The organism is Nonomuraea sp. NPDC049637 (genome assembly GCF_040675235.1).
Lineage (GTDB): Bacteria > Actinomycetota > Actinomycetes > Streptosporangiales > Streptosporangiaceae > Nonomuraea.
Genome location: NZ_JBFAOM010000044.1, coordinates 1 through 15685, shown reverse-complemented (window position 1 = coordinate 15685; position 15685 = coordinate 1). Strand labels below are relative to the sequence as shown.

The window sequence follows — 15685 nt, the reverse complement described above, 5'->3', positions numbered from 1 at the left end:
TTGACAGTAGTTGGCGGCACGAACTAAATTTACTTCGCGACACCAACAGTTCGTACAACCAACCAATGGGTGAGCCCCTCATGCCCGACTACGGTCACGACCTGCAGTTCAGCGCCAACCTCGTCCCGGCCGCCGGGCAGGCGGACGAGGTCGTGGCCCTCGCCCAGCTCGCCGAGCGCGCCGGGCTGGACCTGGTGACCTTCCAGGACCATCCCTACCAGCCCGCCCTCCTCGACACCTGGACGCTGCTCAGCTTCGTCGCCGCGCGCACCGAGCGCATCCGGCTGGCCGGCAACGTGCACCCGCTGCCGCTGCGCCCGCCGGCCGTGCTCGCCCAGGCGGCGGCCAGCCTCGACCTGCTCAGCCACGGCCGGTTCGAGCTGGCGCTCGGCGCGGGCGGCTACTGGGACGCCATCGAGGCCATGGGCGGCCCCCGGCACACCCCGTCCGAGGCCGTGGCCGCGCTGGAGGAGGGCATCGGGATCATCCGCGCGATCTGGGACACCGGCACGCGCGGCGGCGTCCACCACCGCGGCGAGCACTACCGGGTGGACGGGCTCAAGCGCGGCCCGCGACCGGCCCACGACATCGGGATCTGGCTCGGCGCCTACAAGCCGCGCATGCTCCGGCTCACCGGGCGGCTGGCCGACGGCTGGCTGCCCTCGCTCCCCCGCTTCCAGGACGTCTCCGCCCTGGGCGCGGGCAACGCCGTCATCGACGAGGCCGCGCTGGAGGCCGGGCGGTCGCCGTCCGACGTGCGGCGGCTGCTCAACCTGGGCGGCCCGCTGCCCGCCGCGCAGCTCGCCGAACTCGCGCTCGTCCACGGGGTGAGCGTCTTCATCCTCATGTCCGGCGATCCGCGCGAGATCGAGCGCTTCGCCGCCGAGACCGCCCCGGCCGTACGGGAGCTGGTCGCCGCCGGACGCGGGCACTCCCCGGAACCGGACCACCGCACCGCGACCCGCACCGCGCCCCGCACCGCGACCCACGCTGCGGTCCAGGTCTGGGACGAGGCCACCAGGCCCACCGCGCCCGACCCCGACCCCGGCCGCCGGTACACCCCGGCCGAGCAGGCCGCCGGGCAGCACCTCGTGGACGTGCACGACCACCTGCGCGCCGAGCTGGCCCAGCTGCGCGACCTCGTCGAGCAGGTGGCGGCGGGCACGATCGACGCGGGCGCGGCCCGTTCGCAGATCGCGACCATGACGATGCGGCAGAACAACTGGACGCTGGGGGCGTACTGCGAGTCGTACTGCCGGCTCGTCACCATGCACCACACCGGCGAGGACAGCATGGTCTTCCCGAAGCTGCGCCGCGCCGAGCCGGGGCTCGCGCCCGTCCTGGACCGGCTGCAGGAGGAGCACGAGGCGATCCACAAGATCATCGAACGGGTGGACCGCACGCTGGTCGCCTTCGTCGGCGAGCCCGGCGGCCTGGGCGACCTGCGCGCCGCCGTCGACCTGCTCAGCGACGCGCTGCTGTCCCACCTGTCGTACGAGGAGCGGGAGCTGGTGCCGCCGCTGTCGAGGCACGGCTTCTAGCGACGGCCGCTCCGGAGGCCCGGCTCCCGGCGACAGGATCGCCGTGGACCGGATCCTCGTGGACCGGGCCGCCGGGGGCCGGGAAGGCGTGCCGGCGGGCGGCGGCCACGACCGCGAGGGCGGCGAGCGCCACCGGGAGGGCGGTGCACGGCAGCGCGCCCGCCCCCGCGCCCTCCAGCACGATCCCCCCGGCCAGCGACCCGGCCGCGATGCCCGCGTTGTAGACGGTGGTCTGCATCGACGTGGCCACGTCGGCGTGCTCCGGCCCCGAGGCGACGACCAGCGCGGTCTGCAGCAGCGTCGGCGCTCCCCCGAACGCCGCGCCCCACAACGCCACCGCGCCCAGCAGCACCCCGGCGGACCCGGCGTACAGACCGAGGGCCGTCATGGACGCGGCCACCGCGGCCAGCACCGCGAGCAGGGTCGCCCGCGGGCGCCTGTCGATCACCGCGCCGACCACCCAGATGCCCGCCACCGTGGCCACGCCGAACACCAGCAGCACGGTCCCCGGCCGGCCGAACCCGGCCTGCTCGGCGAACAGCGCCAGGTACGTGTACATCGCCTGGTGCCCGAGCAGCACCAGCGCCGTCACCGACAACACGGTCCTGACGCCGGGCACGACCGCGACCCGCCGCAACGGCACCCGCCGCGCGGCCGGCTCGCCGGGGAAGGGCGGCACCTTCCACAGGACCCAGCCCACCAGCACCACCGCCACCGCCGACAGCGACCCGAACGCCGCCCGCCATCCGACGGCCGCCGCGAGCTGCGTGCCCGCCGGGATGCCCGCGCACAGCGCCACCGTGATCCCGGCCGAGACGATCGCGATGGCCCTTCCGCGGCGCTCCGGGGGGACCATGCGGGCGGCGTACCCGACGAGCATGGCCCACAGGATGCCGCCCATCGCCCCCGCGCCCACCCGCGCCGCGAACGTCACCGCGTACGACGACGACACCGCCGTGACCGCGTTGAGCAGCGCGAAGCCGAGCAGCGCGGCCACCAGCACCTGCCGCCTGGGCAGCCCGCGCAGCAACGCGGTCAGCGGGATCGCGGCCAGGAAGGAGGCGACCGCGTAGGCGGTCACGAGGAACCCGGCTGTCCCCTCCGCCACGCCGAGGGCGACGGCGAGCTGCGGCAGCAGGCCCGCCGGGAGGAGTTCGGTCATGACGGCCGTGAACGCCGCCGTGAACAGCGCGAGCAGCCCCGCCCACGGGAGTTTCGCAGGAGACATGCCGCCTATGCTGAAACCTTCACATCAGTGTGAAGGCAAATCCTCGGGGGAAGCATGAAGATCGGACAGTTGTCCCAGCGTACGGGCGTGCCGACGCGCATGCTCCGCTACTACGAGGAGCAGGACCTGCTGCACCCCGACCGCGCCGTCAACGGCTACCGCGACTATCCCGAGTCGGCGGTCTACCGGGTCCAGCAGATCCGCGGCCTGCTCGACTCCGGGCTCACGACGGAGATCATCCGCCGCATCCTGCCGTTCCTGAACAAGCCGGACGAGATCCACCTGCATCCGGAGTGCCTGACGCCCGAGCTGGCCGAGCTGCTGCGGGCGGAGGCGGGCCGCATCCAGCAGCGCATCGACTGCCTGTCCCGCAACCGGGACGCCATCCACGCCTACCTGGCCGCCGTACGCTCCGCGGCGGACGGGGGCGCGCCCTCGGAGTGACCGTTCCGCCGGGACGGCAGCCCGGCTGCGCCGCCGCCCGAAGGCCAGCAGGCCGCGCTGCTGGGCGCCCGAGCACGGCCCCCGGCCTGATCGTTCCGCCGGGAATTCGGTCTGCTGGAATGTGGGCATGGAGACCTTGGCCGACCTTCTCTCGGACGCGGCGGCGGGCCGCCCGCCCGCCCCCGACGGCAGCGTGACCGTCCTGCCCCAGCCGTCGGAGCGCGACGCGGGGATCATCGCCTTCACCGCCCACACGGTGGTCTTCGCCGACGTCGACCCGGCCCGGGTGCACGCCCTGCTGCCCGCCGGCGACCTGTCGGCGCCGCTCATGCCGGCCTTCCTGACGGCGATGGAGGCCGCGACCGGCCGGCGGACCGGCAACCTCGACCTGCTTGCGCTGGCCGCCCCCGCCCCCGGGCCGCCCCCGCTCCCGCTGGAGGAGCTCACCGCCGGCGACCATCCGCGCGTCGTCCGGGCCCGCCTCTATCGGGACGCCGTGCGCGTGTGGGTCACCGGCGACGGGGCCGGCCTGGTCACGCTGGGCCGCGGCGTGGCGGGCCGCTGGGAGGCGGCCATCGAGGTGGAGCCCGAGCACCGCGGGCGCGGGCTCGGCAGGTCGCTGGCCGCGGCGGCCAGGCACCTGACGCCCGGCCCGCTGTGGGCGCAGATCGCGCCGGGCAACGCCGCGAGCGTACGGGCCTTCCTGGCCGCGGGTTACCTGCCGATGGGGGCCGAGGTGCTGCTCGTTCCGGACAACGGCTGACCCATCAGCGTCCCGGACCCGGCGGCGTCCTGGCCCCGGCGGCGTCCTGTGCCCGGCGTGCGCCCGTGCCGGAACGCCGTGCGGAAGGCCCGCGCTCCCTTGCCAGGCCGGGGTTGCCGGTGTCCGGGAGTTTGCTGGTAGGGGGCCCGCTGTTGGGGGAAACCGGGTGTGGCGCTGCGGAGGGCGTCCAAGATCGCTACGTATAGTGATGGCCGATGTCACTTCGTGATTACAGGGGGAGCTCATGAGAGGTAACCTCATCGCCGCCGGCGGTGCACTGCTCGTCGCGGCCGCGGTGTTCAGCATGGCCGGCGTGGCCGCCGCGGACGCCTGGTCCGACGAGAGGCACTGGCACCCGGACAACTGCAGCCTCGGAACGAACGACGACTCCACGTACCACCACGTCACGAAGTACGGCAGGTTCGCCGGCACCCGTGACGCCGACGCCTGCAAGGGCGACGAGCACGGGCACGACTCCGACGACGACGGCTGGGGCTGGAAGCACGACCACGGCCGTCACAACTGGCCGGGCAGCGGCAACGGCAACTGGATCGGCCACGGCTACGGCCCCGGCGCGGGGGTCGGCGTCGGGGGCTGACGCCCTCACCCGCCTCGATCCCGGCGCCCTCGCGGGGCGCCGGGATCGACGCACGCCCGGCTCTCGCCGCCCCCGCGGACGCCGCGGCGGGCGCTGATATCTTCTGCCGTAAAGAGATCCGGGGCAGAGGAGAGTCGTACTGTGGTCGTCTTCGCCGGGCAGGGGGACGCGCGCCGTTCGATGGCGTTGTTGTGGCGGACCGAGGAGCCGGGCGAGTCGCGTCCCGGCCCCAAGCCGGGCCTGAGCGTGGACCTGATCGTCGACGCCGCCATCGCCGTCGCCGACGCCGAGGGCATGGCCGCGCTGTCCATGCGCAAGGTCGGCGAACGGCTCGGCCGCACCGGCATGGCCCTCTACACCTACGTCCCCAGCAAGGGCGAACTGGTGGACCTCATGTACGACAAGGCCCTGGGCGAGCTGCCCACCGCCCACGACCTGACCGGCGGCTGGCGGCCGGCGGTCACCGCGTGGGCCGGGCACCTGTGGCACTTCTACCAGCGTCACCCCTGGGTGTTGCAGGTGTCGCAGGCCCGGCCGGTGCTGGGCCCCAACGAGTTCGCGCTGCTGGAGAGCCTGGTCACGATCCTGCGCGAGACCGGCCTGCGCCCGCCCGCGCTGCGCGGCGTGGTGTCGCTGCTGTTCGACTTCGTCCGCGGCGCGGCCCGTACGGTCGCCGAGTCCCGGCAGGCCCCGTCGGCCACCGGCGTGTCGGACGAGGAGTGGTGGCACACCCGTTCCCAGCTGCTGGAGGAGGTCGCGCCGGGTTTCGCGGCCCGCTTCCCCATGGTGGCCTGGATCGAGAGCGAGGCGAGCGTCCCCGGCGAGGGCGAGCCGTACCTGGAGCATCAGGTGAACGAGGCGTTCACGGTCGGGCTCACCGTGCTGCTCGACGGCGTGCAGGCCGCCGTCGGGCGGACCGGTCCGCCCGACGGGCCGGTCAGCGCCCCTTGAGGAAGGACGCCCAGGCCTCCAGGCCCGGCTCGGGGTCGGCGCGGCCCACGCCGAGCCGGAACCGGTCGTCCGGCGTGGGCGTGAGCTCCGAGCGGTAGACGCCCGCGGGCAGCAGCAGCACGCCGGCCCGTTCGACCAGCTCGGCGCAGAACGCCTCGACGCCGTCCGGCCCCAGGTAGCGGGGGAACGTGACGCAGCCGCCGTCCGGCGCCCGGTACTCGAACAGGTCGCCGAACTCGCCGAAGAACGCCTCGAAGCGCGGCAGGTTGGCGGCGATGATCCCGCGGTTGCGCTCCAGGATGCGGTCCCGTGCCTTGATCGCGATGCGGGCGAGGATCTCGCTGGGCGCGGAGTTGCAGATGGTCGTGTAGTGCTTGGCGCGTTCGAGGCGGGCGCGCAGCTCGCGGTCGCGGCAGGCGATCCAGCCGATGCGCAGGCCGGGCATGCCGAGGGACTTGGAGGTGACGTTCAGCGAGAGCGCCGCCGTCGACAGGTCGGCGGCCTGCGGCAGCGTACGGGCGGGATCGAGCTCCAGGCCGCGGTAGACCTCGTCGCTGAACAGGTGGATGCCGCGCTCCTCGCACAGCGCCGCCAGCCGGGCGAGGTCGGCCGCGTCGATGACCTTGCCCGTCGGGTTGTTGGGGAAGTTGACCGACACCACGCGGGTGTTGGGCCGGATCGCGGCCGCCACGGCGTCGAGGTCGAGCGCCCAGTCGCGGGCCGGGTCGAGCGCGACGCCGGTGACCTCGCACAACGCCATCGGCACCGTCTCGGCGGACTGGTAGCAGGGCGTGACCACCACGGCGTGGTCGCCGGGGCCGAGCAGCACCTGCATGGTCAGGTACAGGGCTTCCTGGGCGCCCGCGAAGACGAGCACGTCGTCCGCGCCGACGCGCTCGTAGGTGTCCGCGACGGCCTGGCGCAGCCCCGGGTCGCCGAAGGTCTCGGTGTAGCCGAGGGACAGCGTCTCCCAGGCGTGCCTGTCGTCGTCGCCGGCCAGGGCGAGCAGCTCGGCCATGGTCATGGTCTGCGCGTCGGAGGCGGCCAGGTGGTGGCGGGCGGTGAACTCCCAGCGGGAGAAGTAGACCTCCAGCCGGAAGTCGGGAAGCGGGGTCACGGTCGGCTCCTCCTGAGCTCGGCGAGCAGGGTGTAGAGGGTGGAGCGGGACGTCCGCAACGCCCCCGCGACGACGGACGGCGCCCGCCGGACGGTGAACACCCCGGCCTGGTCCAGCTCGGCCAGCACGGCGAGGCGGTCCTCGCGGGTCAGCCGCTCCACCGGCCGGCCGTGCGCGCGGACGTAGGCGCCGACGATCTGCTGCACGCGCTCGGTCCAGTCCTGCTCGAACAGCACCTCCGGACGGGGCGCCGACGGCGCGGCGAACGCGGCCAGCAGCGCCGCGGCCTGCTCCAGCGGGGTGCGGTCGAGGTTCACGCAGAGCACGGCGGACGGCTCGCCGCCGGGGTCGCGCAGCACGGCGCTCACCGACGACAGCCGCCGCCCGTCGGCCAGCAGCTTCTCGTACGGGCCATAGACGCCGCCGGGCGAGGGGTCGAGCCGGTCGAGCTCGCCGAGCAGCGACGGAGCGCCGGGGCCGCGCCCGGACATCGGGTTCCACACGCCCAGGACCTGGTCGCCGCGGACGTCGTGCAGGACCACCTCGGCGTACGGGGCCAGCAGCGCGGCCACCGCCTCGCACACCGGCGACCACAGCCGCACGCGTTCATCCGTCTTCGTCACGCCCGGATGCTATGTCCAGTTCGGACGCTTTGTCCAACCCGGCCCGGCGTGCGTCCCCCGGGCTCAGGCGTGCGCGCCCACGGTGACCGGGCCGAGAGTCAGGCGCGGCCTGCCCTCCAGGATCTCCCCCACCCGTTCCACCTGCTCGTCGAGCTCGCCGCGCTGGGCGGCGGTCAGGCCGGCCAGCAGTTCCACCGTGACGTCGATCCGGCTGCCGGAGCGCCGCTGGTGCCAGACCCCGCGCACCTCGCCGTCCACGAGCAGCACGGGGAAGTTGCCCGCCTGGCCGCCGGACAACGCCCGCTGCCAGGCCGGGCCCGGGTAGAGCAGCTCGCGGGGGCGGCCCGCGACCAGGTAGGCGTCAAAGTACGGCAGCAGGCGCACGCCGCGCGGCGGCCCGTCCGGCACCGCCGTGTCCCCCGCCGGCACCCGGGCCGGACGCCCCTCGAACGACACCTCCTCGGTCTCCACCGACGCGAACGCCTCCGCCGCCCACCGCACCGGCGCCCCGATCCACTGGGCGAACTGCGCCGGGGTGGCCGGCCCGTACGCGGCCAGGTAGGCCGTGACCAGGCCGGCCCGCCCGTCCGGCGGCACGGGCGCGGCCGGCGCGGCGCGGTAGGTGACCTTGCGCCCCCTGACCGGCCCGAACACGAACGCCCCGCGGTGCGCCGCGGTGGCCATCGCCTGCCGCCAGCGCGGCCACATGCCCTGGAACGCGGGCATGACCAGGTCGCCCGCCCACGGCCCGGTGGCCGCGACGACCGCCTCGCTCAGCTCGTCGATCGTCAGGTCGGCCCCGCCCAGCGCGTCGCGGACGGCCTGGACGACCTGGTCGGTCTGCTCCGCCGTCAGCCGCACGCCCTCGGCCCCGCCGGGCCCCGCGGGCAGCGACGACAGGGCGCCCAGCCACATGGGCAGGTCGTCCGCCGGCAGCAGGTGCACGGTTCCGCGCGGCCCGTGCGTCTTGACCAGGGTTCCCTCCTCCCACAACGCCTCGCGGACGTGGGCGCGGGTGACACCGTCGAGCCGCAGGCCGATCGAGAGCTCGGCCGCCGACATGACCTGGGCGTGCGCCCCGCACATGGCGGCCACGACGGCGGCCTGGCCCTTGTCGGCGGCTGGGGCGGCCAGCCGCGCCCGCTCCAGACGCCGTGCGCTGACCTGCGGCCACGACAGTTCGATCACGAATTCCTCCTCGGTGCGTTCCCTTCACCGTAGAAGGACAGGCGGAAAGGTTCGTTCCGCTACATCGGGCGTCACCCCTGCGGGCGGGGGCCGGTCAGCTGAGTCCGCCGGCCTTGCCGAGCAGGTAGCGCTGCTCGACCTGGTTCGCGGTCAGGCCGGCGGCCTGACGGTAGAGCGCGGCGGCCCGCGCGGTGTCGCCGGTCATCTGCAGCAGGTGGGCGCGGACCGCGTGCTCCCGTTGCCTGGTGAGCGGGTGCCGGTCCAGGTGGTGGCGGCGGTTGAGGTCGTCCAGGAGCGCCAGGCCGCGGGCCGGTCCGTAGGCGTGGGCCACCGCCACCACCCGGCTGAGCTGGACCGGCGCGGTGGGGGTGAGCCGTTCGAGCCACACGTACAGCATGGCGATCTGGGCCCAGTCGGTCCGGTCGGGGGCGGCGGCCGCGGAGTGCACCGCGGCGATCGCGGCCTGGAGCTGGTAGGGGCCCGTCCGGCCGCGGTTCCAGACGCCGTCGATGAGAGCGGTGCCCTCGTCGATCAGGTCGCGGTCCCACCGGGCGCGGTCCTGCTCGTCCAGGGGGACCAGGTCGCCGCCGTCCGTACGGGCTGCGCGCCTGGACTCGGTGAGCAGCATCAGCGCCAGCAGGCCGGTCACCTCGGCGTCGTCGGCGAGCGTGGCGTGCAGCATGCGGGTCAGCCGGATGGCCTCGCGGGTCAGGTCGACGCGGGCGAGCCGGTCGCCGGCGGTGGCGGTGTAGCCCTCGTTGAAGATCAGGTACAGCACCCGCATCACGGCGGTCATGCGGCTGTCGCGGTCGGCGTCGGTGGGCGGCGTGAAGCGGGCTCCGGCGCAGGCCAGCCGTTGTTTGGCGCGGCTGATCCGGGCGCCCATGGTGGGCTCGGTCGTGCCGTGGGCGTGCGCGATCTCGGCGGTGGTCAGGCCGCCGACCGCGCGCAGCGTGAGCGCCACCTGAGAGGTGGGGTCGAGCGCGGGATGGCAGCACAGCAGCAGCAGGGTCAGGCTGTCGTCGCTCCCGGCGGCGGGGTGTGCCTGTCGCCCGGGTTCCTGCATGGCAAGGTCGGCCGCCCCGGCCCGCAGCTCGCGGCGGTGGCGGGCCTGGTCGGAGCGGAGCAGGTCCACCATGCGCCGGTATCCGACGCGGATCAGCCAGCTGCGCGGGTTCTCCGGGACGCCCTCGACCGGCCAGGTACGCCCGGCGGTCAGCAGCGCCTCCTGCACCGCGTCCTCGGCGATGTCGAACCGGCCGAAGCGGCGGACCAGCGCGCCGAGCACCTGCGGCGCCTCGGTGCGCAGCAGGTGCTCCAGCTCGCGGTTCACGTCCCGAAGTCCGCACCCATGATCGGGCGGATCTCGATCGGTTCGCCGAGCGCCTCGACGATGCGGGCGGCGATCTCGACGGCCCGCTCCCTGCCGGTCACGTCGATCACGGCGAAGCTGGCCAGGACCTCCTTGAGCTCGGCGAAGGGACCGTCGGTGGCCACCACCTCGTCACCGTCGCGGTGGACGGTGGTGCTGACCGCCGGGTGCCCCAGGCCCTCGCTGCTGACGAACTCGCCGGAGGCGATCAGCTCCTGCTCCAGCTTCTGGTAGGTCGCGAAGGCGGCCAGCGCCTCCTCGGAGGGGACGTCGGCGGTGGCGGCGTCCCACGCGGCGGCCGGGGTGTAGCCGAGCAGCAGGTATTTCATGGTGAGTCCCTTGATCGTGGCAGCCGATTGTACGTTCGCCTCAGGCGGCGCGCCGCAGCGACACCGCGAGGACGGTCGTCCAGGTGAAGGCCACCAGGCCGTTCACGGCGATCTGGACGCTCATGCGGTCGGGCGACATCGGCACGAGGAGCACCACCGCGGCGATGGCACTCAGCACGGCGCCCAGCACGGCGGGCGGCGCCGACCGGCGGCGAGCGCACCGGACGCTCATCACCACGGCCGCGACGGCCAGCGCGGTGAAGGCCACGGCGGCGGCGGCCGAGTGCGCGATGCCGTGCCAGGACATCTGCGTGACCGGCCCTTCAGGCGTCCCCGCCGGGAAGCCCTTCTCGGGGTCCATGGTGAAGACCCCGGCCGCCACCAGCCCCGCGCCGAAGACACCCACCAGAATCGGCAGCGCCCGCCGCCCGATCCCGTCGGTGAGCGTGCGCCTGACGCCGACGGCCAGCGCCAGCGCGCCCGCCCCCGCGAGGACGAAGGTGAGGATCTGGATCCACCCCAGGTCGCCGGTGGACAGCTGGCTGATGGGGTGGCGGGTGATGTCGAAGCCCGCACGGGTGAGCATCTGCGTGGTGGCCGAGGCGAAGAAGATCGGCCCGGCCAGCGCCCCGGCCAGCAGCAGTCGTCCGGACGTCCGGGCGCTCCTGCGGGCAGGAGCGCCGGTGGCGGTGGTGGCGGTCATGCACGTCCTCCTTTGTCGGTGGGTTTCCCGCTCGCTACCTCGGACCCGGATCGCCTTTCTTGACGCCGGTCGAGTGTGATTCACGTCACAGCGATCTCGTGTCAAAGCCCGGCAGGTGCCTCCGAGGTACCGGTGAGACAACCCACAGAGGAGGGCAACATGATCGAGACCCAGCAGCCCAGCCCCGAGCTGAAGGCCCTGGACCGGCTGGTCGGCACCTGGAAGGTCACCGGCGGCGCCGAGGGGACCGTGCGCTACGAGTGGCTGCCCGGACGGTTCTTCCTCGTCCAGCACGTCGAGCTCACCCAGTTCGGCGAGCCGGTCACCGGCATCGAGGTCATCGGCAACCTGCGCCCGTTCGGCGAGCCGACCGGGGCGGACGTCGTGTCCCGCTACTACGACTCGGCGGGCAACACCTTCGACTACGTCTACGAGCTGGACGGCGACCGGCTGACCATCTGGGCCGGAGCCAAGGGCGGCCCGGCCTACTACGCGGGCACCTTCGACGCCGACGGCACCACGCTCACCGGCGAGTGGGTCTACCCCGGCGGCGGCGGGTACGCCTCCACCTCGACGCGCATCTGACGCCCGCCGGGAGAACCCGCCGCGTCTGACGCGGCGGGGGAACCCGCGGGGGCGAGCTGCTGTGGCGCTGGAATTCCGGCATGCTTCCCGTCGGCGGGAACCGGTCGGCCGCGAGCGGGCAAGTGGGGGTGTCCCATCCGTGAGCCGAGAGGCCAGAGCATGTCAGACACGAGCCCCGCCGATTCCGCCGTACTCGCGCGGTCCCGGCAGGAGCCCGAGGTGTTCGCGGAGATCTTCCGCAGGCACGCGCCTGAGATCAAGAGATTCGTCGTCCGCCGCCTCGGGCCCGACGTCGCCGAGGACGTGGTGGCGGAGACGTTTCTCGCCGCCTTCCGCCAGCGTGGCCGCTACGACCTGGCCAGGCACAACGCCCTGCCCTGGTTGTACGGCATCGCGACCAACCTCGTCGGTCGCCACAAGCGCACCGAGGCCAGGCAGCTGAACCTGCTGGCCCGCACCGGGGTGGACCCGGTCACCGAACCCTTCACCTCGCGCAGCGACGAGCGGCTGAGCGCGCAGGCCGTGAAGCAGGGCCTGGCCGCCGCGCTCGCCGCGCTGCCCGCCGGGCACCGCGACGTGCTGCTCCTGGTGACCTGGGGCGGCCTCAGCTACCCCGAAGCCGCCGAGGCGCTCGGCATCCGCGTCGGAACGGTCCGCTCCCGCGTCAACCGGGCCCGCGCGAAGATCCGGGCGGAACTGGGCGGGACCGACCCCACAGCACTCGCCGTCGAGGAGGTTCACCATGGATGAGCTGGCCCAGCTCAACAGTTTCCGCTCCGAGGTCCCCGCGCAGCAGGACCTGCGCGCCGAGGCGGAGCGCCTGATGGCCGGCATGTCGGCCCGGCCCCGCGCCGGCCTTCGCCGCCTGGCGCTGCGCGCCGCCGTGGCAGGGGGGCTGGCGGCCGCGGTGGGGGCGGCGGTGTTCGCCGTCCAGAGCCCGCCCGCCCCGGCGCCGGCGCCGCCGCGGATCCGCACGGTCGCGGCCGTGGCGGTGTTGTCGCGGGCGGCCGAGCAGGCCGGCAGCCGTCCGGAGCTGCATCCCAGGCCAGGCCAGTTCCTCGTCTTCGAGTCGCGGAGCATGGACACCTCCGAAGGGGACGGGGGCATCTGGCTGTCGCGCTCCAAGCGCACGATCTGGCTGCCGGTTGAGGGCAGCGCGGTCAAGGGCGTCCTGCAGGAGGAGATCCTGGCGCCGCTGCCGTATCCGGGCCACCCGCTCCCACCGGCCGCGCGAGCGGAGCAGGCGCTGGTGGGCAGGCCCGGCCGTCCGTTTCGGGCGGCCGACTTCGATGACCGCGCCGAGTTCCTGCGCAACGACTACGCCTACGTCAGCAAGCTGCCGACCGACACCGAGGGCATGCGCAGGCACCTCTACACGCGCCTGCCCGACGACGGGCTGCAGGACTACCAGGCGTGGAACCGGGTGGGCGGGCTGCTCGACGAGGCCTACCTGCCCGCCGCGCAGCGGGCCGCGCTCTTCCGCGCGGCGGCCACGATCCCCGGGGTGGTGACGGTGAAGGAGGCGCGGGACGCCGCGGGGCGCACGGGCATCGCCGCGGCGATGGTCTCGCCCAACGGGGTCAGGGAGGAGTACATCTTCGACCGGAAGACCTACGACTACCTCGGCCGCCGGGGGGTGGTGGTAGACGCGAAGCTGGCCGACGCACCGGTGGGGAGCGTGGTGTCGTCGAGCGCGCAGCTGAAGGTCGGCGTCGCCGACCGCCCGCCGACGGTGGAGTAGCCCGGCGGAAGCTCTCGGCCGGAGGAACCGGCGGCCTCCGCACCTCGGACGCCGCCGGCAGGAAGTTCTCCAGGAAGAAACCCGGTTCGAGGATCGTCCAGCGGGAGACGCCGGCCGCACGAACCCGGTCCTGGATCGTGCTCTCGGCTCCCAGGCTGGCGTCCAAGGAGCCCCAGCGGCCTGCGATCCAGCCGGGAGTCTCGGTGTGCTGACCGGCGCCACTGGTGGAGGCGTGTACGAACTGCGGCACTCCCGCGGCGGCCCGCACCACCGAATCGCGATCGTGGAGATCACCGGTGACCAGCTCGGCGCCCAGCGCCTCAGGGCCATAAGCGGTGGGGGCCGCCGTTTTCTGTGCGATGAATATGGCGGGCCCCGCCATTCGGCAACCCTCGAGACGACGCCCATGCCCGACCGCCGGCGCGCAGACGCCCGGCGCACGCTATCAGCGCGAATCCCAAACGATCACCGGGCTCCGGGTGACGCGCCGGATCCGAACCCCAGATGACCACCGGATTCCGGCGTTAGCGGAGTTCTCCCAGGCCAGTGAACCCCTGCCGTTGAGGTCTTCTGGACGTCGTCAACGCCGCGTTCCGTTCGATCGCCCAGCGTCACGAACGTCTACCTCCTTGAAGATCACGGGGTTTCATACGGCTGCCCCACCCCGCGCATCCGCTGGGTGGGGCACGCCTGGGGTCAGGCGGCGAGGCCGAGGGCTCGGGCCACGGCCGAGGTGGCCGAACTGGTTGCCGTGGCGGTGTAGCCGCCGCGCAGGGAGGCGTCCGGGTCTTTCAGGCCGTTGCCGCTCAGCGTGATCACGACCCGCTGGCCCGGCGCGAGGTTGCCCCGGGCGTGCTGGTCGAGGAGGCCGGCGATCCCGGCGGCCGAGGCGGGCTCGGCGAAGACGCCGTCGCGCCGCGCGACCAGCTCGTACGCCTCGAAGATCTGCGCGTCGGTCACCGCGGCGATCAGCCCGCCGGACCGGTCGCGGGCGTCGAGCGCGCCGTCCCAGGTGGCCGGGCTGCCGATGCGGATCGCGCTCGCCGCGGTCTCGGGATCGGCGACCGGCGTGCCGTGGACGAGCGGCGCGGCCCCCGCCGCCTGGAAGCCCCACATGCGCGGCGACCGGCCAGACAGCCCCTCCTGCTCGTAGGCCCGGTAGCCGCCCCAGGTGGCGGTGATGTTGCCGCCGTTGCCGACCGGCAGGCAGTGGATGTCGGGCGCGTCGCCGAGCGCGTCCACGATCTCGTAGGCGACCGTGCGCTGCCCCGCGAGCCGCAGCTCGTTGCCGACCGAGTTGACCAGCGCGATCGGGTGGTGGGCGGCGAGCTCGCGGGCGACGCGCAGGCAGTTGTCGAACGTGCCGTCGATCTCGACGATCCGCGCGCCGTAACGGACCGCCTGTCCGAGCTTGGCGAGCGCGACCCGCCCCTTCGGCACGAGCACGGCGGCCGTCAGCCCGGCGCGCGCGGCGTAGGCGGCGGCCGAGGCGCTGGTGTTGCCGGTGGAGGCGCACACGGCCAGCTCGGCCCCGGCCTCGGCGGCCCTGCTGATCGCCACGGTCATCCCGCGGTCCTTGAAAGACCCCGTGGGGTTGGCGCCCTCGACCTTCAGCCAGACCTCGCAGCCGGTCACCGCGGACAGGTGCGCCGAGCGCAGCAGCGGGGTGTTGCCCTCGTTGAGCGAGACGGCGGGCGTGTCGGGGGTGACCGGGAGCCAGCGCCGGTAGTCGCTGTCGATCAGTCCGTTCCAGGTACTCATACCGGCGACCGTAACATTCGTTTCATGCGCCGTGCCACGTGTAACATTTGTCAGCATGGATGAGGATCCCGTGACGACCCGGCTCAACGCGGTCTACCCCGAGCTGCCACCGGGCGAGCGGGCCGTCGTGCGGGTGCTGCTCGACGACCACCCCTTCGCCGCGCTCGGCTCGCTGCGCGCGCTCGCCGAGCGGGCCGGGGTCAGCCCGCCGACCGCCTCCCGGCTGTTCGACCGGCTCGGGTACGCGGGATTCGCCGGGTTCCAGGCGGCCGTGCGCGACGGCGTCCGCGACCGGTCGCGCCTACGTGAGTTCGTCGCCCGTCCGCCCGGCACCCAGCGGGCCGCCGAAGACCTGCGTGCCGGGCTCGACAGCACCCTCGCCGCCGTCACCGAGCCCCTGCTCGACGCCGTCGGCGACCTGCTGGCCGGAGCCGCGTCGGTCTGGGCGCTCGGCGGGCCGCTCAGCGAGCTGGCCGCCGAATACCTGATCAGGCAGCTCGCCGGCCTGCGTCCGGGGGCGCATCGGGTGCCCGACTCGGCGTCCGCGCGTGCCCGTACGCTGCTCGACCTCGGCGGTTCTGCGGCCGTGGTCGCGTACGACTTCCGGCGCTACTCCCCCGCGACGGCCCGCTTCACCGAGGCCGCGTGCGCCCGCGGGGCGCGGCTGGCGCTGATCACCGACGCCGGGGAGTCGCCGCTCGCGGCGCGGGCGGAGGTGCTGATCAGGCTGCCGCGCGAGGC

General features: G+C 74.0%; 17 protein-coding genes. 9 read left to right on the top strand and 8 right to left on the bottom strand.

All coding sequences use genetic code 11. The features are described 5' to 3' along the window. Positions 1 to 65: 65 nt before the first annotated feature. A complete protein-coding gene (locus AB0J71_RS39555; protein ID WP_364419210.1) occupies positions 66 to 1541 on the top strand; it encodes an LLM class flavin-dependent oxidoreductase in 1476 nt (491 codons plus the stop codon). Here the strand turns inward: AB0J71_RS39555 and AB0J71_RS39550 are convergent. Beyond that, positions 1465 to 2769, bottom strand: coding sequence for an MFS transporter (locus AB0J71_RS39550; protein ID WP_364419208.1), 1305 nt, complete (start codon positions 2767 to 2769; stop codon positions 1465 to 1467). The genes AB0J71_RS39555 and AB0J71_RS39550 overlap by 77 nt on opposite strands. Before the next feature lie 54 nt (positions 2770 to 2823). On the opposite strand from AB0J71_RS39550, the gene AB0J71_RS39545 reads away from it, so the two are divergent. From AB0J71_RS39545 to AB0J71_RS39530, 4 genes are all read left to right on the top strand, one after another. After that, positions 2824 to 3213, top strand: coding sequence for a MerR family transcriptional regulator (locus AB0J71_RS39545; protein WP_352328115.1), 390 nt, complete (start codon positions 2824 to 2826; stop codon positions 3211 to 3213). Between the two features lie 127 nt (positions 3214 to 3340). Then, on the top strand, positions 3341 to 3976 hold the full coding sequence (locus tag AB0J71_RS39540) for a GNAT family N-acetyltransferase (protein WP_352328116.1): 636 nt from the start codon (positions 3341 to 3343) through the stop codon (positions 3974 to 3976). A gap of 244 nt (positions 3977 to 4220) precedes the next feature. Then, positions 4221 to 4574: a hypothetical protein gene (locus tag AB0J71_RS39535; protein ID WP_352328117.1), complete on the top strand. Its 354-nt coding sequence runs from the start codon at positions 4221 to 4223 to the stop codon at positions 4572 to 4574. Positions 4575 to 4715: 141 nt separating this feature from the next. Further along, the gene (locus AB0J71_RS39530; protein ID WP_364392209.1) at positions 4716 to 5525 is read left to right on the top strand and encodes a TetR/AcrR family transcriptional regulator C-terminal domain-containing protein; all 810 of its coding nucleotides are present in this window, start codon (positions 4716 to 4718) and stop codon (positions 5523 to 5525) included. On the opposite strand, the gene AB0J71_RS39525 is transcribed toward AB0J71_RS39530, so the two are convergent. The 6 genes from AB0J71_RS39525 to AB0J71_RS39500 all read right to left on the bottom strand — a co-directional run bounded on the left by AB0J71_RS39525 (position 5512) and on the right by AB0J71_RS39500 (position 10857). Beyond that, positions 5512 to 6642 carry a pyridoxal phosphate-dependent aminotransferase gene (locus tag AB0J71_RS39525; protein WP_364419206.1) on the bottom strand — a complete coding sequence of 377 codons (1131 nt, stop codon included), beginning with the start codon at positions 6640 to 6642 and terminating at the stop codon, positions 5512 to 5514. The genes AB0J71_RS39530 and AB0J71_RS39525 overlap by 14 nt on opposite strands. Further along, positions 6639 to 7265 (bottom strand): PAS domain-containing protein, encoded by a 627-nt coding sequence (locus AB0J71_RS39520; protein ID WP_364419203.1) that lies wholly within the window; start codon positions 7263 to 7265, stop codon positions 6639 to 6641. The genes AB0J71_RS39525 and AB0J71_RS39520 overlap by 4 nt, the downstream gene beginning before the upstream one ends. A gap of 63 nt (positions 7266 to 7328) precedes the next feature. Further along, on the bottom strand, positions 7329 to 8453 hold the full coding sequence (locus AB0J71_RS39515) for a winged helix DNA-binding domain-containing protein (RefSeq protein ID WP_352324528.1): 1125 nt from the start codon (positions 8451 to 8453) through the stop codon (positions 7329 to 7331). A gap of 94 nt (positions 8454 to 8547) precedes the next feature. Further along, positions 8548 to 9786 (bottom strand): DUF6596 domain-containing protein, encoded by a 1239-nt coding sequence (locus AB0J71_RS39510; protein ID WP_364419201.1) that lies wholly within the window; start codon positions 9784 to 9786, stop codon positions 8548 to 8550. After that, a complete protein-coding gene (locus tag AB0J71_RS39505) occupies positions 9783 to 10154 on the bottom strand; it encodes a YciI family protein (RefSeq protein WP_352324530.1) in 372 nt (123 codons plus the stop codon). The genes AB0J71_RS39510 and AB0J71_RS39505 overlap by 4 nt, the downstream gene beginning before the upstream one ends. Before the next feature lie 40 nt (positions 10155 to 10194). After that, on the bottom strand, positions 10195 to 10857 hold the full coding sequence (locus AB0J71_RS39500; protein WP_364419199.1) for a DUF998 domain-containing protein: 663 nt from the start codon (positions 10855 to 10857) through the stop codon (positions 10195 to 10197). 159 nt (positions 10858 to 11016) lie between these two features. On the opposite strand from AB0J71_RS39500, the gene AB0J71_RS39495 reads away from it, so the two are divergent. The 3 genes from AB0J71_RS39495 (at position 11017) to AB0J71_RS39485 (ending at position 13183) form a co-directional block, all read left to right on the top strand. Further along, positions 11017 to 11442, top strand: coding sequence for a hypothetical protein (locus AB0J71_RS39495; RefSeq protein WP_352324532.1), 426 nt, complete (start codon positions 11017 to 11019; stop codon positions 11440 to 11442). 159 nt (positions 11443 to 11601) lie between these two features. Then, complete coding sequence (locus tag AB0J71_RS39490; RefSeq protein WP_352324533.1) at positions 11602 to 12192, top strand: RNA polymerase sigma factor; 591 nt, start codon at positions 11602 to 11604, stop codon at positions 12190 to 12192. Continuing rightward, entirely contained in the window at positions 12185 to 13183 is a 999-nt protein-coding gene (locus AB0J71_RS39485; protein WP_364419197.1) for a CU044_5270 family protein, read from the top strand. The genes AB0J71_RS39490 and AB0J71_RS39485 overlap by 8 nt, the downstream gene beginning before the upstream one ends. A 696-nt stretch (positions 13184 to 13879) precedes the next feature. Here AB0J71_RS39485 and thrC read toward each other — a convergent pair. Next, positions 13880 to 14944: a threonine synthase gene (gene thrC / locus AB0J71_RS39480; protein ID WP_352324535.1), complete on the bottom strand. Its 1065-nt coding sequence runs from the start codon at positions 14942 to 14944 to the stop codon at positions 13880 to 13882. A gap of 55 nt (positions 14945 to 14999) precedes the next feature. Between thrC and AB0J71_RS39475 the strand changes: the two genes are divergently transcribed. Continuing rightward, positions 15000 to 15685 (top strand): MurR/RpiR family transcriptional regulator (locus AB0J71_RS39475; RefSeq protein ID WP_364419195.1); only part of this gene is annotated, 686 nt, incomplete at its 3' end.